This is a genomic window from Enterococcus sp. AZ062 (genome assembly GCF_051715065.1).
Lineage (GTDB): Bacteria > Bacillota > Bacilli > Lactobacillales > Enterococcaceae > Enterococcus_B > Enterococcus_B mundtii.
In genome coordinates, this window is the sequence record NZ_JBIOTB010000001.1 from 2,196,384 (window position 1) to 2,222,355 (window position 25,972).

Here is a 25,972-nt window from a genome sequence, read left to right on the forward strand (position 1 = left end):
AATTTATTTTATACGATATACACTGTATGTACATGGACATTAGATGTTAGCTACCTATTGTTGCTTAAACTGCATAGCGGCTATTTGATAATGGTTGAAATAATAAATATGACGTTATTTAAAAAGAGTCATAGAACGGATAGATCAACCATTCTATGACTCTTTATTCTTTTTATTTAGAGGAACTTATTGCTCTGATTCTTCTAATGCTTTCACATCTTTGACCCCGAATGTCTCTTCCCAGTCTTTCTTAAAATCTGTCACTGCCTTATGAATGGAAGGCATACCGAATACTTGTGTAAAGATATCTGGTGACGCAGTAATACTATGCGCCCCTTGACGACAAGCATGATTGACTTGTGCAACATTTTTAAAACTAGCAGCTAAGATCTTGCTTTGAGATTGCGTTCGTTCGATTTCCATTGCTAGTGCTTTGATAATAGCAACAGCATCGATATTTAGATTTTCCATACGGTTATAATAAGGTGCCACATAATCGGCACCTGCAGCAATTGCTAAGTATCCTTGCATTTCAGAGTAGATAGCGGTAGCAGTGACATTTACTCCTTTGGCTTTCAGTTGTTTGATGGCAGCCAATCCTGGTTCGTTCACTGGTACTTTAATGAAAATATCCTTACCAAGATGATCCATGATTACTTGGGCATCAGCTAAAATCTCCTCTGCTGTTTCTCCAACTACTTGAACATGTAAACTGGCTTTTCCAATTAACTGCTTGATTTCTTTAAAGTGAGCAAACAAATCGATCTTTCTTTCTTTTTTGATGATTGAGGGATTCGACGTTACTCCAGATAGCGGGAGGATCGATTGATAATAACGAATTTTCTCAATATTGATCGTATCTAACATAAATTCCATTTTATTCATCCTTTCAACAGATGTGTTGCTTTGTAATTTATTTAATACTGATTTTAGTCTTGATACCAATCTCTACGATTTCTTTCTCTTCAACATATAAAGTACCTGGTAATTCAGGTTTTACTGATCCGTCAAACTTGATTGTGATATGTCCAAGCTCTTTTAGATTATCATTGACCAAACTTCCAACAGACGTGATGCGATAGCTTGTCTCATTGACGAATAGCTGTTGTCCTACTTTGATCTCTCCGTGGATTGGCTGGAGTTCAATATTATAACAATAGGCTGATAGCATATCTGGTGCATCTTTTCCAAATAGAATCACGATCTTCTCTTCTTTGAATAGCGTAGCTTCTGCCCCAATCGAAGTTACTTTTGTTGAATAAACTGACATTTTTTTCCTCCTAGATTCAACTATACATTCCAAAGCTTGCTATCCATGCGACTAACACTCTGGGTACACCGTTTAAAAAGCGTGAATATAAAACGGAAGGTACGCCAACCTCTACTGTTTCAGCCTCTGCTTCTTCTAAGCCTAATCCGACAGGGATGAAATCACAAGCATTTTGAGTATTGATTGCAAATAACGCAGGTAAAGCGAGCTGTGGCGGAATATTACCTTTACCGATCTCCACCCCGATCAGTGTCCCAATGACTTGGCTGATGACTGCCCCAGGTCCTAATAATGGAGAAAGAAACGGTAAGGAACAGATAAAACCGATGATCATCAATCCCCAAATATTTCCTGCTAAAGGTGCCATGATATTAGCAAAGAAATTACCGATACCAGATCCTTGTATGATCCCGATCAACAAGGAAACAAATGCCATGAACGGAATGACCGTATTGATCATCGTCTGTACACCTTCGCGTGCGGACTGATTAAAAGTTGCCACTACTTTTCCTGCACCCATGCCGATTTTTGCAATAAAATTCTGCTGTTCAGCTTTTTGTTCAGTAATTTTTTTGCTTGTATCGTATTTATATTCACGTGTTGGCCCACTCTTATTTCCTATGTTGTCAGAATGACCGACCGTGCTTTCTTCAGTAGTCAGCGTGATTTGATTGACCCCTACTGCTGATACGTAAATGTCTTCTGTAATGTATTGTGCTAATGGTCCGCTTTTTCCTGTTGGTACGACATTGATCGTAGGTATTCCTTTTTTTGGATAGATCCCACAACGCAATGTCCCTCCGCAATCAACGATTGCTAAAGCGATTTCATTATCTGGGATAGAAGTTTTAAAGCCATTGACTGCTTCCATTCCTGTCAATTCAGCAATTTTATCGACGATTACTGGTTTTTCTCCCCCACCAGTAATATAAATAAATTTATGTTTTTCCTCTGTTGGTGTGATCACTAATGGTCCTCCGAACCCACCAGTTCCTCTTACAACTCGAATACTGTGATAGCTCATTTTTTCACTTCCTCCTTATTCTGTCGCTGTTTCTACTGTTTTACTCAGAGTGACTCCTTGTTGTTTACAAACATATGCGGTTGTAAAGTCTGTTACCCAGCCACCAATAAAATTCATAAGAATTCCGACAAACATATAACGCACAGCTAACTCCATTGAATTCAATCCTAAGGTTGTGATTCCTTGGGCGATTCCTAACCAAACAAATAATTCACCCGGATTGATGTGGGGAAAGACGCCATTGCTCGTATGACAAAATTGTGCTTGAGAAGCATAATAGCTTGGCTTGTAATATTCAGGCAAAAAGCGAGCCATTGTAAAAGACATCGGATTTCCCAACATAAAGGCAGATAAAAAAGGTAAGATCAAATATCTTGTGACGGGATTCTTCGTTGATAGTTTGGCAACTTTAGTTACTCGTTCTTCACCTAAGAAAGCAATCAGTGTATTCATTGCTACCATTAGGATCAACACTACAGGGACGATACCAGTCATCCAAGATACAAAAGTTTCCGCACCCGTTTCAAATAAACCGATGAAGCCTTCCGCAAATTTTGTGATATATTCCATTATTCAACACTCCTTTTTCTTGATAGGTATTGTTTTTTCCATAAACTGAATTGAATACCAAGCATCGTAAGTGGGGAAGGTAGCGATTCTTCTTGATAATTGCCTAATTCTACCCGCAAATAGATTTCTCTGGCATTTGCCATTGCTTGTTGCACCAATTTATTTTCTGTTCGCACCAAAGGATGATAGTTGTCGATGTAGTGGATATCTGTTCCAATATATTGTGGCAATAGACGAAATTTTGCTAGGACAGTTACGCCCTGCATCTTTCGCGCATCAATAATGATCCCTTTTTGATCGACAGCAAACATGACGATCGTTCCTGCTTTGATTTTTCCAGATCGACGACCGATAGCCACCTTCCCTTTTCTGCGCATTTCTAGATAGATTTGATTAAAGTGTTTGATTTGTTTCATTCCAAATATTACTTGCAGTCCGTAAGCAGCAAGTGCAAATGCGCCGAATATATATATGAAGTTCATGTTATGACCCCCTTTCGTATCATCCAATTTTGTAACCCAACTAAATCATCCAAACGACATAGTTCACTTCTAAATTCAGGATCGCCAATAACAGCAAAAAGCTGATCATACAGTTTTAGCAATTCTTTTTCTTTTTCCATCGTTAGATCTTGTGGAATGGCTAACAACAAGACGACTTGCACTTGTCCGTTGATCGTGGAGATCCCTTTCCTAAAGATCCCCACTGATAAAATAATTTCAGCCGATTTTTTATTGATGGCATGAGGAAAAGCAATTCCATATTCAAAAATCGTACTCCTTAACTTTTCTCTAATGAACAATTGTTCCTTAAATTCTTGATCGACTAAGCCTTTGCTCTCAAGAGATTCTAGCATATGATCAAGATTTTGTTTGTAGGGTTTCTTTTCATTTAAAATCTCAAAATCTAGTTTTAAGTGATGAACGTTTGCAGCTCTCAACTTTTCTGCTTTACGCCACTCTTCTTGCAACCAAGTTTCGTTGAATAGATTGATCAATCGAATGATTGGCGTATGTTTCTTTACATTTTTCAGAGGAATGGTTGTAAAAACAGCAAAATATTGGTCTAAGTCTTCCTGCTGATACTCCTCCTCAGAAAAATGGACCATGCTTATTTGAGGACCCAAAACCCGTTCCAATTGACGGCGAATAATCAAAGCTGTTCCTTTTCCGGTATTACAGACAATTGCAATTTCTTTGTGTTCGTTGTTACTGGTTTGTTTCCTCAATGCAAGTTCAAAATAAAAGGCAATATAGCTGATTTCTACAGTCGGAACCACTCGTTGTAACTGCTCCCCAATCTGCTGTAGACCAATTTTTGCCAGTTCATAGGCTAGAGGATATTGGGATTCGATTTCACCATAGAACTGATCTTGCAGCTCTATTCGAAAAATCAAACGATTGAGCATGTAAATGAAGTGCTCTTTTATTTCATGAACTAAGAAGGTTTCATCAAATTCTACTAGTAAATTTTTATGGATTCTCTCTATCATTTGTTGAAATAACTGTTCGATTTTTTGCTCATCAATAGTAGACTTATCCATGCCAGCGATGGCACTTATATTAAGTGGAAAACTAAGAAAAGCTTGTTCTGTTTGGCTTAGTGTGATGCTATATTCATATTCCAAATGATGGATCAATTCGACAAAAGCAGGGTGACTCGTCATAAGGTCCATATACTCATTTGGCAAATCTACCAGTATATTTCCTTTAAGGAGTCGTTTCATTGTAATAGAAATCGTTTTTTTCAAAAGAAGACCCTGATTTTTAGGTAAATTAAATTTTTGAACTAAGTGCTCTACGAAGTCTTGTGTGCGTTCTGATAATGGACGTTCTGCAAAATATTCTTGTACATAATGAAGGTGTAATAGTCGTAGATCCAGTTCTTCTCCACGCATACGCAGTCCACGATTCGGCGTGCCAATCACTTCGACATCAAAAGAGGAAATCAGTTTTTTCATCACTCGTAGATCTTTGACGACAGTACTTCGGCTGACCCCTAATGCTTCTGACAAATCATCGATCAGCAAAAAATCTTTTTGCTCGATCAGCTTCTTGAGAATAAAGAAAACTCTTTTACTGCAAGAATTAAAATCGCTCTTCCGCTTCAAACTGCCGTTCATTATCAAGTCAAATTTTTCAAAATTTTCAATTTCGATATGAAAAGCATTCTTATGTTGAACGATTTCTGCAATTCCAATCAATTCTTCGTTTAAAGATTCAATGCTGGTTTTCACCGTTTGCGTACTTGTATTCAGCTTTTGTTTCAACCCGCCGATTCTCATTTCTTTGTGGGTAACCAGTAATTGTAGAATTTGATACCATCTGTTCACTACCGTCATTTACTTCCCCCACTTTTTATCCTCTAGTTTTTCCTCCGGCCACATTTGTGGTTACTCCAGTGATATAACTCGAACGATCAGATAGATAGTAACTAACTAAGTCAGCGACTTCTTTTAATTTCCCGCTTCGACCTAATGGAATCGTGCTTGTTTTGGCATAACCTGCTCTAAGCTCTTCAATCGTGATGCCACGAGTATAGGCCAAGGCTTCTTCATAAGAAAGTGTGCGTAGTCCGGTTTCCTCCATGATTCCTGGAGCAATCCCTATTACCCGAACATTTGATTTTCCTAACTCTTTTGCCCAAGATCGAGTAAAGCTGTTGACAGCGGCTTTCGTTGCAGCATAAGCACTTTGTCCCTCTGAACCTTCAAGTCCTGATTCAGAAGACATATTGATGATAACTCCTTCTCCTTTAGCAACTAAAATTCTACTTACTGCTTGAGTCATCAAATACAAACCTTTTTGATTGATTGCGATGATTTTGTCAAAGACTTCCTCGGATAATTCATATTCCCCGTGCGCGTGCTTTTTATCCACTAATAAGCGCGGAATGTTGATTCCTGCATTGTTGACCAACCCATCGATCGTACCAAAGTGATCCTTTACTTTTGCAACTCCAGCTTCTACCTCTTGTCGTAATGTTATATTGGTTTTTACAAACAATAATCGTTGATGTTTAAGTGTCGAATCTTTAATATCAAAATTTGCTACATTGACATGTTGTTCCAATAAACTTTCGACGATACTTTTCCCGATACCAGAAGATCCTCCGGTTACAATAATCGTTTTCCCCTCAATGTTCAGCCAATTTGTCATAAGCGATCACCCCTTTTTTTGTTTACGCTTTCAGTATAGCTACGTAGAGGAAAATAATTAAGCCAGACTTTTTTTGAGTTTCCAAAAAAAATCTGACTTAATGTCTTTTTATAAGTGATGCTTTTTTTATTTACTAGTTCTTTGCTCTATTCTATTTTTTTACATGAGCATTATCTTTCAGTTTTATCGGCTACCTTCTGATTTTGAACGTTTCAACCAGTATATTGCTACTATAAAGACTATGATCATACCCAAGCCAACCAAGATATTCGAGTACATCGATTGTTCTGCTGTTTTCGGAAGCTGTCTGACTTTTCTTGAATGGTTGATGGGGGTTTTAGTATACGTGACTTGTTCCTTATTCATTACTTTTGTTATCGCTTTAGTTATTTCAGTCGTTTTGACTGTTTCACTCACTTTCTTTACCTCTGCTTGTTTGATTGGTGGTGACACAGGCTCAATGATTTTTGGCAATTTTTCCCATTGTGCGGTATAAGTCATATCACCTTCAACAAACTCGCTGACAGTTGGCGTCCAACCGATGAATTTATAGCCTTCTCTTGATGGCGTTCCACTAAACGCCGGAGTTGCTACGCCTTTAGTTAAATCTGAAAACACTTGATTATCGAAAACAGTTTGATTTTCTACACCGTCTGTATAGATCACTTGGTAATTGATGGTTTGTGGAATCACAGGTTCCCAAATAGCTGTGTAAGTTACATCACCAGTCACTGTATCAGTTACTGCTTTATCCCATCCTTTAAATGTATACCCAGCTCTTGTAGGTTGCCCACTAAATGTGGGTGTCGCAGAACCGGCGACTAAATCTTTAAAGACTTGATCTGCAAAAATTTCCTCTTCTGGTACACCGTCTGTATAGTTGACCTGATAAGTCGGAACGGGTTCCCATATGGCTGTATAGATTGCGTTGCTAGTTACTGTCTCACTGACGGTTGGACTCCAACCAGCGAATGTATAACCTTTTCTTGTTGGCTCTTCACCAAAAGTAGGTGTCGTAGCTCCTGGTTCAATACGTTTGAATGTTTGATCCTCGAATACAACTTCATTCTCCACGCCATCGACATAACTCACCGTATAGGATTCAATTGGTGTAAATGAGGCATTTACTCTAATTTCAGCTACTCGCGAAGCATTGGATGCATCTACAGGTAGTGAAACATGAATTTCAAGTGTATTTATATCACCGATTTCACCTTCGATGGAAAATGGAACTCCGATCATACGTACACTTGGATCTAGGTATGGATTCGTATGACTGAATAGCTCGCCGACCTGATATTTTCCTAATGAGGTCCCATTTAGAAAAACTTCCAGCTCCATCTCACTAGGATTTCTTCTTTCCGCATCAGTATTATCTAGCGTACTTAGATCAACCATGACCATTGCCACACCACTTTGTTGATTTTGAGATAATAGCTTCACTTGTGTTGAAAAAATCCCTGGAGAACTTCCAGGATTGATTTGTGCACCATTAAAGCGCCACGGGATCATTTCATCGTCCCCGACGTCATAATAATCAATGCCATTTGCAGAATAAGACACTTCTGAATTGACTCCTGAAGTTGCCGCAGAAACATTTGGGTTGAACCCTACAAATACAAGAAAAACAATAAAACACGATACTATCTTTTTCATAATGATCCTCCATTCTGGCATGAAGTCAATAACCATATTGTGTTGACACTTTAAATTGCTCAATGATGAACAATAAAAATCGCATATACCTCTATTTATTAAACCCCCTTTTTCCGAAAAAAATAATGATAATAAACTCGATCATAAATTTAAACTCCTGCCTCTCTATTTAGTTGTGATGTTCCATTCGCTTTTAATTTATTATTAATATTACAAAAAATATAAAAGCCTTAGATTATCCTTTGAAATTGTTATTTTTTTAATTAATCAGCTGTTTTTAGCAGTTTATAAAGATGATAGATATCTTAATCTCAAGTAAATTATAACAAATTAAACATTAAAATTGTATGAATTTTTACATACCTAATCCTCAGAATGCCAATAAAACAGTAATTAAATATGTTCTATTTTTGTTTTAAGTTATCTTGTTTATTAAATTAAATTAATTCCATTGCTTCTTTCAAGCTATGTATATTTCTATTTGAAGTTATAAAAAAACTCAACAATGTTATTAAATTCACAAATATATTTTTTTAATCACTTCATATTTTCTAACTTTATCGATTATGTTGAACAGAAAAGTAAAATAAAATGATTGCTCATCTGTCTATAACAATTAACTTTTTTTAAAAAAGGTACACCAAAATAAGCAATGAAATCCGGAACTAGCCACCATGTCCAGATTTCATTGCTTATTTTTTTAGCATAGGCTTCGATAGAATTGCTTTAACTTTTCTTTTTCCTCTTTTGATAAAGCTTGCACAGGCTTGGCTTTTCTCGCTCCTTCGATTCCATATAGCATATGGAGACAGGCGCCACTGTCTACCTTTTGACGAATTTCAAAAAATATCTGTTCCGCTCCCTTTTCTTTAAATTGTTCTTCCGTTGTCACACCAATCTTTCGTAAATTTTCTTCTAATACTTTCCCTATATTCGGTAGATTACTTAACTCTGTCATGAGATTCCCTCCAAAAGTCTGGCTTTGATATATTGCATAGTACACTTAGAATATTCTATCGTTTTTCTTTAGTATACCATTTTGAGAAACGCACTAGCAATTCAGATAAGAACGCTACTTCGAAAGAAAGTAAACTGTTTCTTTTAGCTACTCAATGTAGGCTTGCTCCTGTAAAACTTGAATCTTCTGCTTTTTTCAGATATCATTGGTTCGTAACTAAATATGATTTTGTTTGCAGGGGGACGTTATCGCGTTGAGAAGGTAAAACCTGACCCTTTGAACCTGTTGGTTGATACCAGCGTAGGGAGCAAATGTCCTTTTTGTTGATGCGAAATCGAAACAATCAAGGCATTCTTCTATACTGGAAGAATGTCTTTTTTCTATTTTAAGGAGGAATCTGATGAAAAAAGTACTAACTATTGCTGGTTCAGACTGTAGCGGGGGCGCCGGTATCCAAGCCGATTTAAAAACATTTGCCGCTCATGGTGTTTATGGAATGTCTGTGATCACCTCAGTAGTCGCTGAAAATACCGCTCGTGTGATCTCATACCAAGACATCGCACCAACAATTATCAATGAACAAATGACAGCTGTTTTCGAGGACATCTATCCTGATGCAGTCAAAATCGGTATGTTGTCGTGTGCAGATACGATGTTAGCTGTCGCAAGCAGTCTACAAGAATGGCAACCTAAAAATATTGTACTAGATCCTGTGATGTATGCAAAAAATGGCGATGCCTTGATGGAGCCACAAGCAATCGATACATTGATCAAAAACGTTTTACCATTAGCTACTTTGATCACCCCAAATATTCCAGAAGCAGAAAAAATCGCAGATCGCTCGATTACTTCCCTGGAAGAAATGGAACGAGCAGCAAAAGCCATTTATGAAAGATGTCACGCTGCAGTTTTGATCAAAGGAGGGCATCGCTCAGGTGAAGCCACTGATATATTGTATGATGGGGAAAATATTTACTCCTATACGTCTGAACGAATCGCCACAAAAAACACCCATGGCACTGGTTGTACCTTCTCTTCAGCGATTGCCTCACAACTCGCTTTGGGCGTACCATTAGACCAAGCAATTTCCAAGGCAAAAAAATATATCACTACTGCAATCGCACATTCACTAGAATTGGGCGAAGGTCATGGCCCAACCAACCATTTCTATTCACTCTATCGCAATGGTCTTAAGGAGGAACAAAGTCAATGAATACATTTTTAAAAACAGCTGTAGAAACGGTCCGTATGAAAAATCCTTTGGTCCACCATATCACGAACTATGTAACGGTCAATGATTGTGCGAATGTCACACTTGCGATTGGCGGTTCACCGATTATGGCTGATGAAGCGTTAGAGGTAGCAGAAATCACAGCAATGTCACAGGTATTGGTACTAAACATGGGTACTTTAAATGAACGTACCGTAGCTTCGATGCTTTTAGCTGGGCAAACAGCCAATGAAAAAGGTATCCCAATCATTTTTGATCCAGTCGGTGCAGGGGCTTCACAGTTTCGTAATCAAACAGCAAAAACGATCATGGAAAACTTGAAATGCGCAGTGATTCGTGGCAATATTTCAGAAATCCGCTTTTTAGCAGGGATCGCAAGCACAACGAAAGGTGTTGATGCCTCGGCAGATGATGCAAGCTCCATTGAAGAAGCCCAACAGATTGCTGATCAATTAGCAACCGCTCACAAATGTATCGTAGTGATCACCGGTGCGACAGATGTGATTTCTGATGGGCGGCGTAAAATATTAGTGCACAATGGTTGTTCTGAAATGAGTCGGATCACTGGCACTGGCTGTATGCTCACTTCATTGATTGCTAGCTTTTGTGGAGGGTTACTTGAAGATCTTTTTCACGCCACAACCACAGCTGTTCTTACCATGGGGATTGCTGGTGAGCTTGCGTTGGAAAAAACGGCTGGAACGGGAAGTTTTCGGATCGCATTGATTGATGAAATCAGCCGTATTGATCGGGAAACATTACTACTGCGAGGAAACTACTTTGAAAAATGACATCAACTATTCCTTATACCTGGTGACTGATCAGTCACTTTTGAAAAAATACACACTCCAAGAAGCAGTGCAACAAGCACTTGAAGGTGGTATCACTGTCTTACAGTTGAGAGAAAAAAAAGCCAATTCACGAGATTTTTATGAGGAAGCGATTGCGTTGAAACGATTAGCTAAACCATACAATGTTCCATTGATCATCAACGATCGAGTAGACATTGCGTTAGCTTGTGATGCAGACGGTGTTCATGTCGGTCAAACAGATCTACCTGTGGCTGTGGTGAGAAAAATGATTGGCCCAGAAAAAATCATCGGCGCTTCCGTCCAAACACTCGCACAAGCAATTTCCGCTGAACAAGCTGGGGCAGATTATTTAGGTGTCGGGACGATGTTTCCAACCGCGACTAAAACAGACGCCATCAATGTATCAAAAAGAGAACTCAAGAAGATCCTTCAACACGTTTCGATTCCTGTTGTTTTGATCGGTGGTCTCAACGAACAAACGATTGCAGAATTCAAAACTTGCCCCGTCCAAGGATTTGCTGTGGTTTCAGCGATCCTAGCAAAAGAAGAAATCAAAAAAGCGACTAAAAAACTTTCTGTACAAATCAATACGTTCATCAAAGAGTAATAAATTAAAAAAGCGGCCCATGTAAAGTCAAATGATCTTTACATAGGTCGCGTTTAATTTCATTCCTCACTCCAAGCTTTTCAAATGATGTTCAACGATAAAAGCAGTTTCTTCAATCGATTTATCCGACACATCAATGACAAAATTTCCATAGTGATCAAAAATCTCTTGCGAGTAAGCCAATTCTTTGTGGATCGTTTCTAAATTGTTGTAGCTTGACGATTGATGCAAACCTAAAGAATCTAAGCGATTGCTCCGGATTCTCACTAAATTCTCTGGATGACAAGTCAAACCAACGATTTTACTTTTGTCTACTTCTTCTAATACTTTGGGTAATGGTACTTCAGGGATCAATGGCAGATTGGACACTTTGTACCCCTTATTTGCCAGATACATACTTAAAGGTGTTTTTGACGTTCGGGAAACACCTAGAAGTACGACATCTGAATCTAAAAAACCTTTAGGATCTTTTCCATCATCATATTTTACAGCAAACTCGATGGCAGAAATCCGATTGAAGTATTCAGTATCCAACTTGTGGACAGCCCCTGGTTCTTCAATGGGCTGCATCCCAGTTTTTGCATGAATGATCTCGAAAAGAGGATGCATCAAGTCGATATAGAGTAAACCAGTTTTCCGACTAAAAGATTTTGCCACTTCCGATAGTTCATGATTCACGAGTGTACTGATCACAATTGCTTTATCACGTAAAGCATCTGCTAAAATCGGCAACAGCTCTTCCTTCTGATTCACAAAAGGAAATTTATAGTTATTATGGAACACCAAGTTAGGATATTGGACCATCACAGCGGATAATAACTTTTGCGACGTTTCACCTAGTGAATCTGAGATAGAATAAACAATGACTTCATTTTGCATGGATAAACTCCCCCTATCGATTTCGTTCAGCATTTCTCGCTTGCTGAGTGATAAAATTCAATACTTTTGATTTAGTGATCTTACCGATTACGTTTCGCTCATTTGCTTCATCAACCACTGGCAGAGAGTCAACTTCAAAATCTTGAAGGATCGTCGCTACTTCCAATAAATCCATTTTTTTCGTGCAAGTTCTGATATGCGGATTTCGTGTCATACAAAGAGCGACCGGCGTATGATCGATTTCAGTATTTAAGGAAGCTCTCAACAAATCTTTTCGAGATAATACACCCACCAATTGTTTTTCTCCGTCAATCACATAAATCGAGCCAACATCATACACGAATAATGTCGTGATCGCATCACGGATCGAAGTATTCAAATCAATCAGCAATGGTGGCACCATGATCTCATCCACTTTGACTGTGAATGTTTTAAAGAAAAAAAGCGTCTCTAGGTCAGAACCTGTATACGTATAACCAATTTTCGGCGTAGCTTCCAGTATCCCAGACATTGTCAAAAAGGATAAGTCCGACCGCAGTGTCGCTCTTGAAACATCTAAGAGTTCAGAAATTTTTTCTCCGCTGACAGGTTGTGTCTCTTTGACGATCTCGATGATCTTTTTTTGTCGTTCACTCAATTTCATTTGTGCTTTTTCTCTCCCTCCCTCATCTTCATTTCTTATTATACACATATATAAACCGATTTCAAAATAAATTTGTGTTTCATTATTCTTATTGACAGATATATATGAGTCATATTAAGATGTGTTTACAATATAAATGACTCACATTAAATCAATGGAGGCTTATCATATGGTAAAATGGATCTATGACTTTAACGAAGGCAGAAGCAAAGATAAAGCATTATTGGGTGGAAAAGGTGCAAATCTAGCGGAAATGACTCACTTAGGATTGCCTGTTCCTTCTGGCTTTACCCTGACTACAGAAAGTTGTATGCGCTATCTTAAAAATGCCGCTTTCTTTGATCAACAATTGATAACAGAGATTCAAACAGCTATCGAACGGCTAGAAGTAAAAACAAACAAGTCATTTACGAACGATGATGAGCTATTGCTAGTTTCTGTAAGGAGTGGTGCAGTCTTTTCTATGCCTGGTATGATGGATACGATCCTCAATCTAGGTCTAAATGATTTACGAGTACATGCTTTAGCTGAGCAAACTAGTTTAGCTTTTGCTTATGATTGCTACCGTCGTTTGTTGCAAATGTTTGGCGATGTCGTCTACGGAATCCCCAAAGAAAAATTCAATCTTCTACTCACAAATGCAGAAAAAGAAATCAATAAAACGGTTAATGATTTCAACGAACAACAACAGTTAGCATTGATCAAAAATTATAAAGAGCTATTTATCAAACATAATAAAGTTTTCCCTCAACATCCTATGGATCAGCTAAAAGAAGCAATCCAAGCGGTCTTCCACTCTTGGAACAATCCACGAGCAAACGTTTATCGAGAGTTACATGGTATCTCTCATCATTTAGGCACGGCTGTCAATGTCCAAGAAATGGTTTTTGGAAATAGCGGAAATGAAAGCGGTACAGGTGTCGTCTTTACCCGAAATCCCGCTACAGGTGACAATCAGCTTTTTGGTGAATTTTTGCTGGATGCACAAGGAGAAGACGTTGTTGCTGGCATTCGCACGCCCCAACCGATCCAAGAGCTAAGTGAGCGACTACCTAATGTCTACCAAGATTTCTTGCACTACGCACAAATGCTAGAACTTCATTACAAAGATATGCAAGATATCGAATTTACCGTTGAACAGGGAAAGCTATTTATTTTACAAACGAGAAATGGCAAACGAACAGCTAAAGCTGCTTTAAAGATTGCGACTGACTTAGTAGACGAGAACGTTCTTTCAAAAGAAGAGGCTTTGATGCGAGTGGAAGCAGAAATGATCGACCAGTTGATCCATCCGATTTTTAAACCCGAAGCTCTAGATCAAGCAACACCATTTGCTCAAGGCTTACCTGCAAGTCCCGGTGCTGCCACAGGTGAGATCGTCTTCACAGCCGAAAAAGCAAAAGAACGATATGAACAAGGAAATAAGGTCATCTTAGTTCGCCAAGAAACCTCTCCAGAAGATATCGAAGGAATGATCGTTAGTGAAGCCATCGTCACTAGTCGTGGCGGGATGACTTCTCATGCCGCTGTCGTCGCTCGTGGGATGGGTACTTGTTGCGTGACTGGTACGGAAACCTTGACGATCGACGAAGAAGCAAAAACTGTAACAACAAATGACATTCGGCTAAAAGAAGGCGAGATTCTCTCCGTCAATGGCAATACAGGCGAGATTTACTTAGGGGAACTTCCTACAGTTATCGCTGAAAACAATCAGGACCTTACTTTATTTTTATCTTGGGCGGATGAACTCGCCGACTTAGAAGTGCGTGCCAATGCTGAAACTTTAACTGATTTAACCACTGCTCTTGATTTTGGGGCTACAGGTATCGGATTAGCTAGGACCGAGCATATGTTTTTCGGAGAAGATCGTATTTTAGAAATGCGTCGCTTGATTTTAGCAGAAGATCACCGAGAAATGGAAACAGCTATGACAAAATTGCTGGCATTTCAAGAAAATGATTTTTATCAGATGTTCCAAACGATCCAAGATAAACCAATGGTCATTCGCCTACTTGACCCACCGATGCACGAGTTTCTTCCCCATGAGGTACCAGACATTGCGAATTTAGCAGACAAACTGGTCCGATCAGTCAATGAACTGACAGCAAAGATCGAGTATTTGAAAGAAACCAATCCGATGTTAGGTCACCGTGGGTGTCGCTTAGGGATCACTACACCTGAAATCTATCAGATGCAAGTCAAAGCAATCATTCAAAGTGCGATTCGGCTAGTACAAGAAGGGATACCAGTTGTTCCAGAAATCATGATCCCATTGATTGCTGAAAAAGAAGAATTGCTACACCTCAAAGCTCTATTGATCGAAACGATTGAAGCAACTTTCAACGCACAAAACATCGTACCATTTCCTTACGAGATCGGTACGATGATCGAGTTACCTCGTGCTTGTTTGATTGCCGATCAATTAGCAGAACAAGCTGATTTCTTCAGTTTCGGTACAAATGATCTCACTCAAATGACCTATGGATTTTCTCGAGATGATATTGGAAAATTCATCAATCGCTACCAAGAAAAAGCGATCATGACCCATGATCCATTTCAACATTTAGATCAACAAGGTGTTGGTCAATTGATCAAACTCGCTGTTTCTAATGCACGTCGAACCAAACCAACGATGACGATCGGCATTTGTGGTGAAGTCGGCGGAGATCCTCAATCGATTCCCTTCTTTCAAGCCATTGGAATCGACTATGTCTCCTGCTCTCCTTACCGGATTCCAGCTGCTCGATTAGCGGTGGCACAGGCTGCGATCCGTAGCCGTCCGTCTTAATTATTTATTTCTTTGTATCTAGTTTTAAAAAAAGTAACCACAGCCAACGTATCGAACGTTTTAGGCTGTGGTTACTTCTTTAGAGCGATATTATTTTACCGTGAGCTATTTTCTTTTTCTTCTGTTCTTCAGCTTCTCCTTTTCACGGATTCTCTTTTCTTGAAAGAGCAGTTCTTTCTGCAATTTCAAATAGTTCATATAGCGATTTTCTGATAGCTCTCCACTGTCGATCATATTGACTAAGATCCAACCAACATATCCTGCTCGGTCTTTATCTAAATTCTATTTTTAGCTACCTTTCTCTTTGTATCCTTTAAGAAAGACTGAGTTTTTTCATTCTCACATAAATACTTGTATCTAATACCACTTTTGTCACCAACAGAACGATAAGTATTAAAGCGACGTTGGCAACAAAAGAGTGAAAGAAGAACATATTATCTCGACTCATCCATAACAACACTTTATCAATTTCAAATGTATTGATTGGGAAGAGATACAGTATTTTATTCGGTATTCCCGACATAAAAATATGCGTCAGTGGTTGCGGAATGACAAAGAGTCCTAGTGAAATAGCTAGCGCACTAAATGGTGAACTACTCAAACTGGAAATCAGCATAGTTACGCCAGCGATGAACAGCACTCCTATTAACTGAAAAACAACACCGAACAAGTAAGCTTGAAGCATATTCCATCCCAATGGAAAATCAAAGACCTTCCAATCCAAGTTGGCTTGAACGCTCACATCCCACCCACTAAATCCATAATAAATATAAAATATTATCAAGATGATTAACTGAACGATCAGAAAGGAAGCTATAGCCATACCTGTTCCAACCAGAATTTTTGATTTTATCATTTTTGTTCTGCCGTACCTTGTAGACAACAACAAAGGAATAATATTTTTTGAAGTATCATTCGCAAAAAGAATCGAGCATATCAGAATGACAAACAGCGAAATTGGGATAAAAGCAATTGAAGTGACATTTAACAAATCCGTCCAAGTCTTAAAATTCCCTATTTTGATCGGAAATCCCATTTTTTTATAGCCCACGTTTTTCATAGATAAAAGATTCACATCGTCAATGGTATATTTTTTACCGTCCCTAATGGCATCTATCATTTCAACATAAACATCTTGCTCCTCGTGATTTGTGAATGTATCGACCACTGACCATTGAAAGTAATCAAATATTTGAATGTTTTTTCTTTTTTTGTCCTGATAAATCTTCAAATAGTCAGATGTAATTTTTTTAACCTTATGATCAGTCAACTCACCTTGGTACTCATTTGTAAAATCTAGATATCTTTCAATTGATTCCCTACCCGAAACATCAGTAATATTTTTAGCTCCCCTAAGTTGCGACTGAAAAAAGCCAATATAGACGATTGCAAAAAGACTCAATAACAAGACAAGCCCAGATCCAATAATCGATTTGTTTTTCAGTATCTTTTCACTTTCAAATTTAAAAATCTGCATTCGTTTGATCCTCAGTTCTAAAATAGTATAAATACAAATCTTCCAAGTTCGCCTTCACATGGAGAGCATTGTCATTCGGTTTGACCGTCGAAATGATTCTTAATATGACACGATCATCTACATACTTTTGATTGCTTACAGGATATTTTTGGTAATATGATTCAATCTCGTCAAGCGATGTTTTAACTTCCCACACACTGTTTTCGATATTATTCATTAATTCAGTTACTAATCCTCTATCTTGAACCACACCTTTATTTAAAACCAACACTTCATCCGAAATATATTCCACATCAGATACAATGTGAGTAGATAAAATAATAATTTTATTCTCTGATAGGGAGCTGATTAAGTTTCTGAACCTCACTCGCTCTTTTGGATCTAATCCTACTGTTGGTTCATCAAGTATCAAAATTTCAGGATCATTAATCAGTGCTTGAGCAATTCCTAAACGTTGTTTCATACCACCTGAATATTTCTTTATTTTTTTATTCTTTTGCTCTGATAGCCCAACTAATTCAAGCAATTCCAAACATCGTCTTGTTGCTAGTTTCCCTCTCAATCCTTTTAATGCTGAGATATAAAGCATAAACTTTATCCCTGTAAAATCTGGATAATAACTGAAATCTTGTGGTAAGAAACCTAGTACCGATCTAAATGCTTCACTATTTATTGTCACATCCTCATCGTTATATAAAATTTTCCCACTATCGGATTTGATCACTCCACAAATTAATCTAAAAAGAGTTGTCTTTCCTGAACCATTGGCTCCAAGCAAGCCATAAACTCCTGCTTTCAACGTTAGAGAAACATCATCTAAGGCTTTTAATTCATCGAATTTCTTAGTAATATTCTTTATTTCTAATTTCATATAAAATCACCTCCCATGTTATGTTGCTTTAACATTTGTCTTATCAATGCAAGAAGTCCAATTGAAGTAATCACATAAACAATCGTCCAATAAGAAAGTGGAAAACTATAAATGTTGAATATCCCTTCGATAATAATCGATACTGCGACTAGTACTCCCGAACTAGTCCAAAGCAATAGGTTCGACAAGTTATTTCGTATTAGAGTAAAAATTGAGAATAAAACAATACAGAAAACATTGAACGGAACGAGAAGATACAACGCAAAACTTAAGAAAGACACAGGAAATATCTGCTTACCTACCACCGCAAGAATCACTATCAAAAGCAAATCAAATACACCAAAAACAAGCATTTTCATCGCTGTATGTTGCCGTAAATCGTATTTAAACGTCTGCTCTAGCTCCCACATATTATTCGTGAAGCTCTTAAACAGCTCATCTGTGAAAAATATCACTGAAAAAAGAACCATTCCTGTTATCCCTCTCAGAACATGTTCATAGCTCATTTCACCCTTTGAAAACATAAGAAACAAGGAGAATCCTAGAAGTGCAAATTGAATACTCCACAATTTCCATCCCACAAACTTAATTGAGGATAAAAACAAACTTAAATAGGATTTTCTTGAAATTTGGTTTTTAAGCATTTGCTTGTTTCCCAATCTCACTATTCTTTTTTTGGCTTCTTGGGTAGAAATATCATTTTTCAAATAATCTCTATTCAAAATAATAGTCCTCCTTTTTAAGTATTTGTTTCATTTTGTCTAGTCCTTGTTGAATCCTTGATTGTGCTGTTGGCACACTCGTTTTAGTTAACTGTGCTATTTCCTTAACTTTCATATCATAGAAAAATTTAAGTATGATCGCTTCTCTTTGGTACTCTGGCAGTTGGTCTAACGCACGCTGAATGTTCCTGTTTTGATCATTTATGAAGTCAAAGCTTGAGTCTTGGTCTTCTAACTCTTTATTGTAAGATTCATCGAATACTACTTCGTCAAAATCATTTTTCTTGCTATAGCTATTACACGTATTCACAGCAATGGTGAAAAGATAATTGAAGAAACTTCCTGAAAATTTATAAGAATCAATGCTGCTTATCACTTTCAAAAACGTTTCTTGGGTTAAATCTTCAGCTAATCTACTTTTTCCAAAAAACCTTCTTCTGCAATAATTGAAAATTTTGTCGTAATATTTATCAATAAGTTTTTCCCAAGCGTCAACATCTCCTGACTTTATTTTCAGGATAGTTAGATAGTCGTTGATTTCTCTCACCTACCTCTCTTTCAATTCATCAAGGAGTCAAAATCCGCCTGGATCTACTTTATTTTGACAAGGCTTATTCTTGACATTGTTTTTCTTACCATGCTAAAACCCCAAACCATAATGAGTGGAATTAACACTCCCATCATTACACGAAATAAGCCATTAACGACAGTAATTTCGTTATGCCACAAATTAAAAATTTGAATAGGTATCATATGTAGCAAAAAAACACTTTGACTATAGGGTTTCAACTTTTCAAATCCGCTTATCTTGTTTTTCGTAATAACTAATAAGCCAAACAAACACACCGTAAATGGAATAGTGAAGTACATAAAATTCTTATCGATTCCTTGATTTTGAAATACGATCATTCCTTCAAAAACTCCAATAAGACTAGCTAAGAACAATCCATAGAAAAGTGACTTGGAGTATTTTTTTAATTTATACTTATTATCTGCTAGAACAAACCCTATGAGAACAAATATCGGACTAAAGAAAAAGCCATTCCTTGTAGTCGCAAACACACTGAAATATTTTTCCACGCCTGAAACGAGCAACGGATTAGAAAAAAATGCTGAATATGTTTCAATAGAGCCAATCGAAAAGAGCAAGAAGCAAATCAGCAGCATCCATCTATAACCTAGTTTTTGAAGCATGTATCTCACAATAACTATCGAGAAGACTAAAGCAGGAAAATACCACAAATGATAGAAGCTCCCACTGTAAAAGAAAGAGACAATAAGTGCTATTGGTAGTAATCCTAAATGAACTTGGACTGTCTGTTGTATCAACTGAATACCAAAAGGTATGTAAAGCATAAATGTCACTGCATAGAGATATACTATCTTTCTCAGCCACTTCAGCGAATGCCCTTCTCTTTTGCTGTTCAATCGAAAGAAGTACGCATTATTTACGAAGAAAAACGGGACAGCGATTCGGCAAATCATGCTTTTAACTATAAAATGCAATGTTGGATCACTAACAATCGTTCCAGAGTGGACAACGACAACACAAACCGTTGCAATAAATTGCGCAATATATAGGTTCTGATTTTTGTTCTTCATGGCTTCTCCTTATGATTTGGCTCTTACACTAACAATTAACTGTAAAAATAAAAAAAACATTTAAAGATTAGCAAAATCTAATAAATATATGTAAATATCAAATGAAAGTTTTTTAAATAGTATTTTCTCATTCGGATTATCGACATTTATCGTAAGCAACTGGCTTTTCTAACTAAATATAAAGAAAGCCTTCCAAACATCTTACAGTAATGAAGCATTGGAAGGGAAAAACATAAAATCAAGGTCATCAAAAATTGAAAAAAAAAAGAACCCTTGAAAATTCAAGGGTTCTTCCTCTGTCTGATAATAACAAATTAACGACGGATTTCTTTGATACGAGCTGCTTTTCCGTGTAATGCACGTAGGTAGTACAATTTCGCACGACGTACTTTACCGTAACGGACAACTTCGATTTTTGCAACACGTGGTGTGTGCAATGGGAATGTACGCTCAACGCCTACACCGTTAGAAACTTTACGTACTGTATAAGTTTCGCTGATTCCAGCACCACGGCGTTTGATTACAACACCTTCAAATAACTGGATACGTTCACGAGTACCTTCGACAACTTTCGCATGAACACGTACAGTGTCACCAGGGCGGAAAGCTGGAATGTCAGAACGTAGTTGTTCTTTTGTTAATTCTTCGATTAATGGATTCATTGTTTTCTTCTCCTTATTCCAAACATTCTTATGAGTAATTTCTCACAGCGGAACATCGTAATAGTTAAGTGTTTTTACACTCACCATAGAATACTATCATATTCTATGGTGAGTGTAAAGAAAATTTTCATTTATTTGTTGCAACTCAAGCTTCTTCTTTTTTGATCTCCGCTAGCATTTTTTCCATTTGCGGTGTCATGTCTAATTTTTCTAACATGTCTGGACGTCGAAGATATGTCCGGCGTAAGGATTCTTTTAGTTGCCATTCTTCAATCAATTTATGGTTACCATTGGTCAATACTTCTGGTACTTTCATATCTTTGAATTCTGCTGGTCTCGTATATTGAGGATGTTCCAACAAGCCAGTAGAATGCGAGTCTGTTTGGGCAGATGTTTGATTACCTAAAACATCCGGCAATAGCCGAACGGTCGCATCGATCATGACCATGGCACCTAACTCTCCACCGGTCAGTACATAATCTCCCAATGAGACTTCATCAGTTACGAGCGAACGGATGCGCTCATCATAGCCTTCATAGTGGCCACAAATAAAGATCAGGTGCTCTTCTTCCGAAAATTCTTCTGCCATTTTTTGATTGAACGGTTGACCAGCTGGATCAAGTAAAATCACCCGTTTCTTAGTCTCTGGATGTTTTTCTTCGATGGCTTTGATATTGTCATAGATGGGTTGGACTTTCAATAACATCCCTGCTCCACCACCATAAGGATAGTCATCGACCGTTTGGTGTTTGTTGTCCGAATACTCACGGAAATTAGAAACATTGATTTCTAACAATTCTTTTGCTACTGCTTTACCAATGATCGATTCCCCCATCGGGCCTTCAAACATTCGCGGAAACAGAGTCAACACGTCAATCTTCATCATCGATCAATCCTTCTAATAATGTTACACGAACCAAGCCATTTTCAAGATCGACTTCTTGAACGACGGAATCGATATACGGGATCAGTGCATCTTTTTTCTTTGGTCGTTGGATGACCCAAACATCATTTGCGCCTGGAGATAAAATCTCTTTGATCTTTCCTAGTTCTTTTTCGTTTTCATCAATGACCTTTAAGCCAATGATTTCATGGTAGTAATATTCATTTTCTGTCAATTCAACTAAGTTTTCTTTTGATACACGTAAGATACCATCACGGTATTTTTCAACGTCATTGATGGAAGGATGATTCTCAAAGCTGAGTAAATCAAAGTTTTTATGTTTACGGTGACTTTTTACAGTCAATTCTACAGGAGCTTTTCCTTCTTGGAAGAGTGTCAAAACTTCACCTTTTTTGTAACGTTCTTCAGGGAAATCTGTGGTTGAGATGACACGGACTTCGCCTTTGATTCCTTGGGTATTGACAATCTTGCCAACATTTAGATATTCAGTCAACTTTTGTCCTCATTTCTTTCATGATTCTTGTCACTCTGCTTGGTCACGATTTGCTTTTGGACTCAGAGTGTTCTATCGTTTCCTGTCTATTTTAGCATGTGGTTCTTGGCAATTCTAGTCTTCTTTTATTGTTGTTCCATGGAAACAGCCATTTTTAATGCATTCATCGAATCTTGATTCGTGATCGTATAGACAGTGGTTGGTTGTTGCCAAATGATCCGAGTATTTTGATTGGTGCCATCGGTCATATTGATTTCGATCGTTCCGACTTTTTCCGGTGCAGGTAAGCGGGCAGACTCCAAGTAAGTCACGATCTGTTTCGCCAAAGGTACAGGATCTTGTCCGTCAATATTGCTGGCACGTATTCGTAACCGCCAATTTCCTTCTTGCCATTCAAGAATCGAAGAACCGGCAGCACCTTGTTGATAACCGACAATGTTATAGCCGAGATCGACTTGTCTTCCTCCAGTATCGACCGTAAATGGCTGAATCGTGTTCAGTGTTTCTTGGGAAGATGCAAAGTCATCTTGATAAAGGTAAGAAGCGATTGGTTCTGCTTGGTTCAATGAGGCGTCGTTTAGTGGTAGCGCTTGTTCTGATTGATAGTATAAGACAGAAAAGCCTTGTTTTGTCATCGTTGCTGCGATGTTCAAGTTAGATGACCCAACTGGGATCTCTTTTGGCATCGGTGTGTCTGGATACTCTTTTTGCAATTGCTCAAAGGCAGTTTGCGTCGAATTTTCTTGTGTGCTCGTGCTTGTTTCAGCTGATGATGCTGTTGAAGCTGTTGTCTCCTGACTACTTGTGGAAGATGCCCCTATCTCTTCCTTTGAAGTAGTTGTTTCTGTCGTACGAACTGTTTCATTTGTCGTTTCTTGACTCGTTTCACTTGGTGATTGACAAGCACCGAGTAAAGCGACAGCGAATAAGCTGATCAAACCTATTTTTTTCATTTGAAACACTCCTCTCTTACTATTAAGGATACGCTTTGTACCTGTTTTTGCCAAATATGATCTCTAAAGAACACAAAAAAACTGTTTCGCGAAAACGAAACAGTTTATTCTTTATTGTCGATGATATTCAAACGCACTTTTTTCGGTGCATTGATTCGTACTCCGTAAACGATCGTGCGGATTGCTTTCGCAACGCGCCCTTGTTTACCGATGATACGACCGATATCTTCGGGAGCCACAGTTAGATTGTATTCGTAAAAATCTTCCGATTCAACGACTTCTAGCTGGACTTGATCAGGATAAGTAACTAACGGACGAACGATTGTTAAGACTAATTCGCTTAAATCTTTCATATCCGGTCACCTTATTTCTTTGAGAATTTAGCTTCATGATGTTTTTTCATAACGCCTTCTTTTGAAAGGATGTTACGTACTGTATCTGAAGGTTGTGCACCTTTTGATAACCAGTCAAGTACTAAATCTTCTTTTAAAACTACTTCTGCAGGGTCTTTCAAAGGGTTGTAAGTACCTACAGTTTCGATGAAACGTCCATCACGAGGAGAACGAGAATCAGCTACGACGATACGGTAAAAAGGACTCTTTTTAGAACCCATACGTTTTAAACGGATTTTAACTGCCATTATATATTTCCACCTCCATTGTTTTATTCACAAGATGTAGTGTACCAGTTTTTTTTTACCCTGTAAAGCTTTTTTTCTTTACAGTCTGATTTTTTTCTATTTTTATTCTTTCTTTAAGTCGTTAGTGTCCTTTTCCATGGATTTCTTCTTACTTTTTTGAATCATCAAGGTTGAACATAGGAAGCTTGTAAATCCCCTATCCATAAGCATTTCTTTTGTTTTCGACTCTACATTAAAATAACCCAAGTGTTTTTATTTGCTCAGTTTACTTATTTTTTGTAAGATAAATATAGAAAGATTGAAGGAGGAATTGTTTTATGACAAAAAAAATTGGTTTTTTCATCGGAAGTTTAAGAAAAGATTCATACAATAAGAAAGTTGCAGAAACTTTTTCGGACTTATTACCGGAAGGATACGAGAGCGTATTTGTAAAAATCGATGACCTTCCTTTTTATAACGAAGATATCGAGACACCTGAGCAAACACCTACAGAATGGACACGTTTCCGTGAAGAAGTCAAAGATCTAGACGGCGTGATCTTTGTTACTCCTGAGTACAACCGCTCAGTGCCAGCTGTATTGAAAAATGCCTTGGATGTTGGTTCTCGTCCTTATGGTCAAAGTGTCTGGGATAAAAAACCTGGTTTAGTGGTCACTGCTTCTCCTGGTGGAGTCGGTGGTTTTGGCGCAAATCATCACTTACGTCAATCATTAGTCTTTTTAAATGTCCCAACATTACAACAACCAGAAGCGTATATCGGAAATATCAATAACTTACTTGATGAAGATGGCAACATTATCCAAGGAACCGTTGATTTCTTCCAAACGATTTTAGATGCGTATCTAGATTTCGCTGGAAAATTGAACGCTTGATGTCTTGCTAATTTTACAAAAAACCACGAAACAGCATGTTGTTTCGTGTTTTTTTGTGTGACCTACTATTCTTTGTGCCCTTCTTTACGATAGTGTAGCTCAATAAACTCGCCAAAGCGTTTCGTGTCCACCAATTGATACCGCTGTACATAATCTCCTTCTTGAAAAAGACGAATCCCTTTCCCAAGTAATACAGGCGCAATTTGAATGTACCATTCATCGATCAGTTGCTGTTCAATGATTGGTTTGAGCAAACGACCGCCACCAACTACCCAGATCCTTTGTTCACTTGATTCCTTCAACTCCTTGATCAAGCTTACGGGATCTTCGTGAACGACCCTAGCATCCTCTAACTTCAATTCTTTGTCTGTTGAAAAGACATAATTGGTTTTTTCTGGATAGATCTTGGCTGTATCTAAATATTTTTTGGCTTCTTGATACGTTTTTCTGCCCATGATCGTTGTATCGATGGTTTGATAAAACGCATCATAGGTTGTTTTTTCCCCAATAGGCGTATCGAAGAGCCATTGCAAGTCATCATTAATTGTTGCTAGATAGCCATCCATACTGATTGCTCCGTAAAAAATGATCTTAGACATTTCATCTTTCTCCTTTAGCGAGTGACTTCTTGGTGGCGAAAACATGTGATCAGGTGATCGTTGATGATCCCTACCGCTTCTAAAAAGGCATAAATGGTCGTACTTCCAATAAATTTGAAACCGCGTTTTTTTAAGTCCTTTGAGATGCGATCAGAGAGTTCACTAGTAGTTGGCACTTCACTTTGGTCTTGGTAGTTTCCGATCACGACTTCGCCATTGACAAAAGACCAGAGGTAATCAGAAAAACTCAGTCCGGTTGCTCGCATGGCTAAAATAGCTTGTGCGTTAGCGATTGCCGCTTCAATTTTCCGGCGATTGCGGATGATTCCTTTATTGCTCATCAATTCTTCGATTTTTTCTTTAGTATAGCTAGCGACTTTTTCGAGTTCAAACTGGTCGTAAGCCTCATCGAAAGCTTGGCTCTTGTTCAAGATCGTTTGCCAGCTGAGACCTGCTTGATTGATATCAAGCATTAATTTACGGTACAGTCGTTGGTCATCATATTCAGGTACTCCCCAAATCGTATCATGGTACTCACGCATCATTTCAGTTGATTCACTCCATGGACAGCGTTGCATCGA

29 protein-coding genes and 1 riboswitch are annotated in these 25,972 nt (G+C 38.0%); of the genes, 5 read left to right on the forward strand and 24 right to left on the reverse strand.

Annotated features, from left to right (window positions below; genetic code table 11):
* Positions 1-186: 186 nt before the first annotated feature.
* The 9 genes from IGJ00_RS10355 to IGJ00_RS10395 all read right to left on the reverse strand — a co-directional run bounded on the left by IGJ00_RS10355 (position 187) and on the right by IGJ00_RS10395 (position 8,636).
* Positions 187-876, reverse strand: coding sequence for a fructose-6-phosphate aldolase (locus IGJ00_RS10355; RefSeq protein ID WP_074799504.1), 690 nt, complete (start codon positions 874-876; stop codon positions 187-189).
* A gap of 37 nt (positions 877-913) precedes the next feature.
* A complete protein-coding gene (locus tag IGJ00_RS10360; RefSeq protein ID WP_438844407.1) occupies positions 914-1,270 on the reverse strand; it encodes a PTS glucitol/sorbitol transporter subunit IIA in 357 nt (118 codons plus the stop codon).
* Positions 1,271-1,286: 16 nt separating this feature from the next.
* Positions 1,287-2,294, reverse strand: a complete 1,008-nt coding sequence (gene srlE / locus IGJ00_RS10365) for a PTS glucitol/sorbitol transporter subunit IIB (protein WP_071867517.1) — start codon at positions 2,292-2,294, stop codon at positions 1,287-1,289.
* A gap of 15 nt (positions 2,295-2,309) precedes the next feature.
* Positions 2,310-2,864: a PTS glucitol/sorbitol transporter subunit IIC gene (srlA, locus tag IGJ00_RS10370; protein WP_071867516.1), complete on the reverse strand. Its 555-nt coding sequence runs from the start codon at positions 2,862-2,864 to the stop codon at positions 2,310-2,312.
* Positions 2,864-3,346, reverse strand: a complete 483-nt coding sequence (locus IGJ00_RS10375; RefSeq protein WP_074799506.1) for a transcriptional regulator GutM — start codon at positions 3,344-3,346, stop codon at positions 2,864-2,866. Before IGJ00_RS10375 ends, srlA begins: the two co-directional genes overlap by 1 nt.
* Positions 3,343-5,205, reverse strand: coding sequence for a BglG family transcription antiterminator (locus IGJ00_RS10380; protein WP_438844408.1), 1,863 nt, complete (start codon positions 5,203-5,205; stop codon positions 3,343-3,345). Before IGJ00_RS10380 ends, IGJ00_RS10375 begins: the two co-directional genes overlap by 4 nt.
* A 16-nt stretch (positions 5,206-5,221) precedes the next feature.
* On the reverse strand, positions 5,222-6,022 hold the full coding sequence (locus tag IGJ00_RS10385) for an SDR family oxidoreductase (protein WP_071867513.1): 801 nt from the start codon (positions 6,020-6,022) through the stop codon (positions 5,222-5,224).
* Positions 6,023-6,205: 183 nt separating this feature from the next.
* Positions 6,206-7,678 (reverse strand): InlB B-repeat-containing protein, encoded by a 1,473-nt coding sequence (locus IGJ00_RS10390; RefSeq protein WP_438844409.1) that lies wholly within the window; start codon positions 7,676-7,678, stop codon positions 6,206-6,208.
* A 700-nt stretch (positions 7,679-8,378) separates the two neighbouring features.
* The gene (locus tag IGJ00_RS10395; protein ID WP_438844410.1) at positions 8,379-8,636 is read right to left on the reverse strand and encodes a TfoX/Sxy family protein; all 258 of its coding nucleotides are present in this window, start codon (positions 8,634-8,636) and stop codon (positions 8,379-8,381) included.
* Positions 8,637-8,862: 226 nt separating this feature from the next.
* A riboswitch (TPP riboswitch) is annotated at positions 8,863-8,960 on the forward strand.
* Positions 8,961-9,036: 76 nt separating this feature from the next.
* Between IGJ00_RS10395 and thiD the strand changes: the two genes are divergently transcribed.
* Genes thiD through thiE form a run of 3 tightly spaced genes read left to right on the forward strand, consistent with a single transcriptional unit; the run spans position 9,037 to position 11,286 of the window.
* Positions 9,037-9,849 carry a bifunctional hydroxymethylpyrimidine kinase/phosphomethylpyrimidine kinase gene (gene thiD / locus IGJ00_RS10400; protein WP_438844411.1) on the forward strand — a complete coding sequence of 271 codons (813 nt, stop codon included), beginning with the start codon at positions 9,037-9,039 and terminating at the stop codon, positions 9,847-9,849.
* Positions 9,846-10,658, forward strand: coding sequence for a hydroxyethylthiazole kinase (gene thiM / locus IGJ00_RS10405; protein WP_142433356.1), 813 nt, complete (start codon positions 9,846-9,848; stop codon positions 10,656-10,658). Before thiD ends, thiM begins: the two co-directional genes overlap by 4 nt.
* Positions 10,648-11,286, forward strand: coding sequence for a thiamine phosphate synthase (gene thiE / locus IGJ00_RS10410; RefSeq protein WP_142433372.1), 639 nt, complete (start codon positions 10,648-10,650; stop codon positions 11,284-11,286). Before thiM ends, thiE begins: the two co-directional genes overlap by 11 nt.
* A gap of 66 nt (positions 11,287-11,352) precedes the next feature.
* Here the strand turns inward: thiE and IGJ00_RS10415 are convergent, their stop codons facing one another.
* Together IGJ00_RS10415 and IGJ00_RS10420 are read right to left on the reverse strand one after the other, a co-directional pair.
* Positions 11,353-12,165, reverse strand: a complete 813-nt coding sequence (locus IGJ00_RS10415; RefSeq protein ID WP_438844412.1) for a pyruvate, water dikinase regulatory protein — start codon at positions 12,163-12,165, stop codon at positions 11,353-11,355.
* A gap of 13 nt (positions 12,166-12,178) precedes the next feature.
* Positions 12,179-12,808, reverse strand: coding sequence for a CBS domain-containing protein (locus IGJ00_RS10420; protein ID WP_074799514.1), 630 nt, complete (start codon positions 12,806-12,808; stop codon positions 12,179-12,181).
* A gap of 169 nt (positions 12,809-12,977) precedes the next feature.
* Here IGJ00_RS10420 and ppdK point away from each other — a divergent pair, with 169 nt between their 5' ends.
* The gene (gene ppdK / locus IGJ00_RS10425) at positions 12,978-15,596 is read left to right on the forward strand and encodes a pyruvate, phosphate dikinase (RefSeq protein ID WP_430603787.1); all 2,619 of its coding nucleotides are present in this window, start codon (positions 12,978-12,980) and stop codon (positions 15,594-15,596) included.
* A gap of 313 nt (positions 15,597-15,909) precedes the next feature.
* Here the strand turns inward: ppdK and IGJ00_RS10430 are convergent, their stop codons facing one another.
* The 11 genes from IGJ00_RS10430 to rpsP all read right to left on the reverse strand — a co-directional run bounded on the left by IGJ00_RS10430 (position 15,910) and on the right by rpsP (position 23,920).
* Entirely contained in the window at positions 15,910-17,073 is a 1,164-nt protein-coding gene (locus IGJ00_RS10430; RefSeq protein WP_071867505.1) for an ABC transporter permease subunit, read from the reverse strand.
* Positions 17,060-17,944, reverse strand: coding sequence for an ABC transporter ATP-binding protein (locus IGJ00_RS10435; protein WP_071867504.1), 885 nt, complete (start codon positions 17,942-17,944; stop codon positions 17,060-17,062). Before IGJ00_RS10435 ends, IGJ00_RS10430 begins: the two co-directional genes overlap by 14 nt.
* A complete protein-coding gene (locus IGJ00_RS10440) occupies positions 17,941-18,666 on the reverse strand; it encodes a hypothetical protein (RefSeq protein WP_108173432.1) in 726 nt (241 codons plus the stop codon). The genes IGJ00_RS10435 and IGJ00_RS10440 overlap by 4 nt, the downstream gene beginning before the upstream one ends.
* Positions 18,659-19,213, reverse strand: a complete 555-nt coding sequence (locus IGJ00_RS10445; RefSeq protein ID WP_108173431.1) for an RNA polymerase sigma factor — start codon at positions 19,211-19,213, stop codon at positions 18,659-18,661. Before IGJ00_RS10445 ends, IGJ00_RS10440 begins: the two co-directional genes overlap by 8 nt.
* Before the next feature lie 44 nt (positions 19,214-19,257).
* A complete protein-coding gene (locus IGJ00_RS10450; RefSeq protein ID WP_071867501.1) occupies positions 19,258-20,268 on the reverse strand; it encodes an acyltransferase family protein in 1,011 nt (336 codons plus the stop codon).
* 314 nt (positions 20,269-20,582) lie between these two features.
* Positions 20,583-20,930: a 50S ribosomal protein L19 gene (gene rplS / locus IGJ00_RS10455; RefSeq protein WP_002286913.1), complete on the reverse strand. Its 348-nt coding sequence runs from the start codon at positions 20,928-20,930 to the stop codon at positions 20,583-20,585.
* Positions 20,931-21,075: 145 nt separating this feature from the next.
* Complete coding sequence (trmD, locus tag IGJ00_RS10460; protein WP_169823226.1) at positions 21,076-21,813, reverse strand: tRNA (guanosine(37)-N1)-methyltransferase TrmD; 738 nt, start codon at positions 21,811-21,813, stop codon at positions 21,076-21,078.
* Positions 21,803-22,327 carry a ribosome maturation factor RimM gene (gene rimM / locus IGJ00_RS10465; RefSeq protein ID WP_010735009.1) on the reverse strand — a complete coding sequence of 175 codons (525 nt, stop codon included), beginning with the start codon at positions 22,325-22,327 and terminating at the stop codon, positions 21,803-21,805. Before rimM ends, trmD begins: the two co-directional genes overlap by 11 nt.
* Positions 22,328-22,452: 125 nt before the next feature.
* Positions 22,453-23,280, reverse strand: coding sequence for a hypothetical protein (locus IGJ00_RS10470; protein ID WP_142433336.1), 828 nt, complete (start codon positions 23,278-23,280; stop codon positions 22,453-22,455).
* Positions 23,281-23,384: 104 nt separating this feature from the next.
* Positions 23,385-23,633: a KH domain-containing protein gene (locus IGJ00_RS10475; protein ID WP_019722767.1), complete on the reverse strand. Its 249-nt coding sequence runs from the start codon at positions 23,631-23,633 to the stop codon at positions 23,385-23,387.
* 11 nt (positions 23,634-23,644) lie between these two features.
* The gene (rpsP, locus tag IGJ00_RS10480; RefSeq protein WP_010735006.1) at positions 23,645-23,920 is read right to left on the reverse strand and encodes a 30S ribosomal protein S16; all 276 of its coding nucleotides are present in this window, start codon (positions 23,918-23,920) and stop codon (positions 23,645-23,647) included.
* A gap of 317 nt (positions 23,921-24,237) precedes the next feature.
* Here rpsP and IGJ00_RS10485 point away from each other — a divergent pair, with 317 nt between their 5' ends.
* The gene (locus IGJ00_RS10485) at positions 24,238-24,792 is read left to right on the forward strand and encodes an NADPH-dependent FMN reductase (RefSeq protein WP_142433335.1); all 555 of its coding nucleotides are present in this window, start codon (positions 24,238-24,240) and stop codon (positions 24,790-24,792) included.
* Between the two features lie 65 nt (positions 24,793-24,857).
* Here the strand turns inward: IGJ00_RS10485 and IGJ00_RS10490 are convergent, their stop codons facing one another.
* Together IGJ00_RS10490 and IGJ00_RS10495 are read right to left on the reverse strand one after the other, a co-directional pair.
* Entirely contained in the window at positions 24,858-25,391 is a 534-nt protein-coding gene (locus tag IGJ00_RS10490) for a dihydrofolate reductase family protein (protein WP_142433334.1), read from the reverse strand.
* A 14-nt stretch (positions 25,392-25,405) separates the two neighbouring features.
* Complete coding sequence (locus tag IGJ00_RS10495) at positions 25,406-25,969, reverse strand: DNA-3-methyladenine glycosylase I (RefSeq protein ID WP_074799519.1); 564 nt, start codon at positions 25,967-25,969, stop codon at positions 25,406-25,408.
* Positions 25,970-25,972 lie beyond the last annotated feature (3 nt).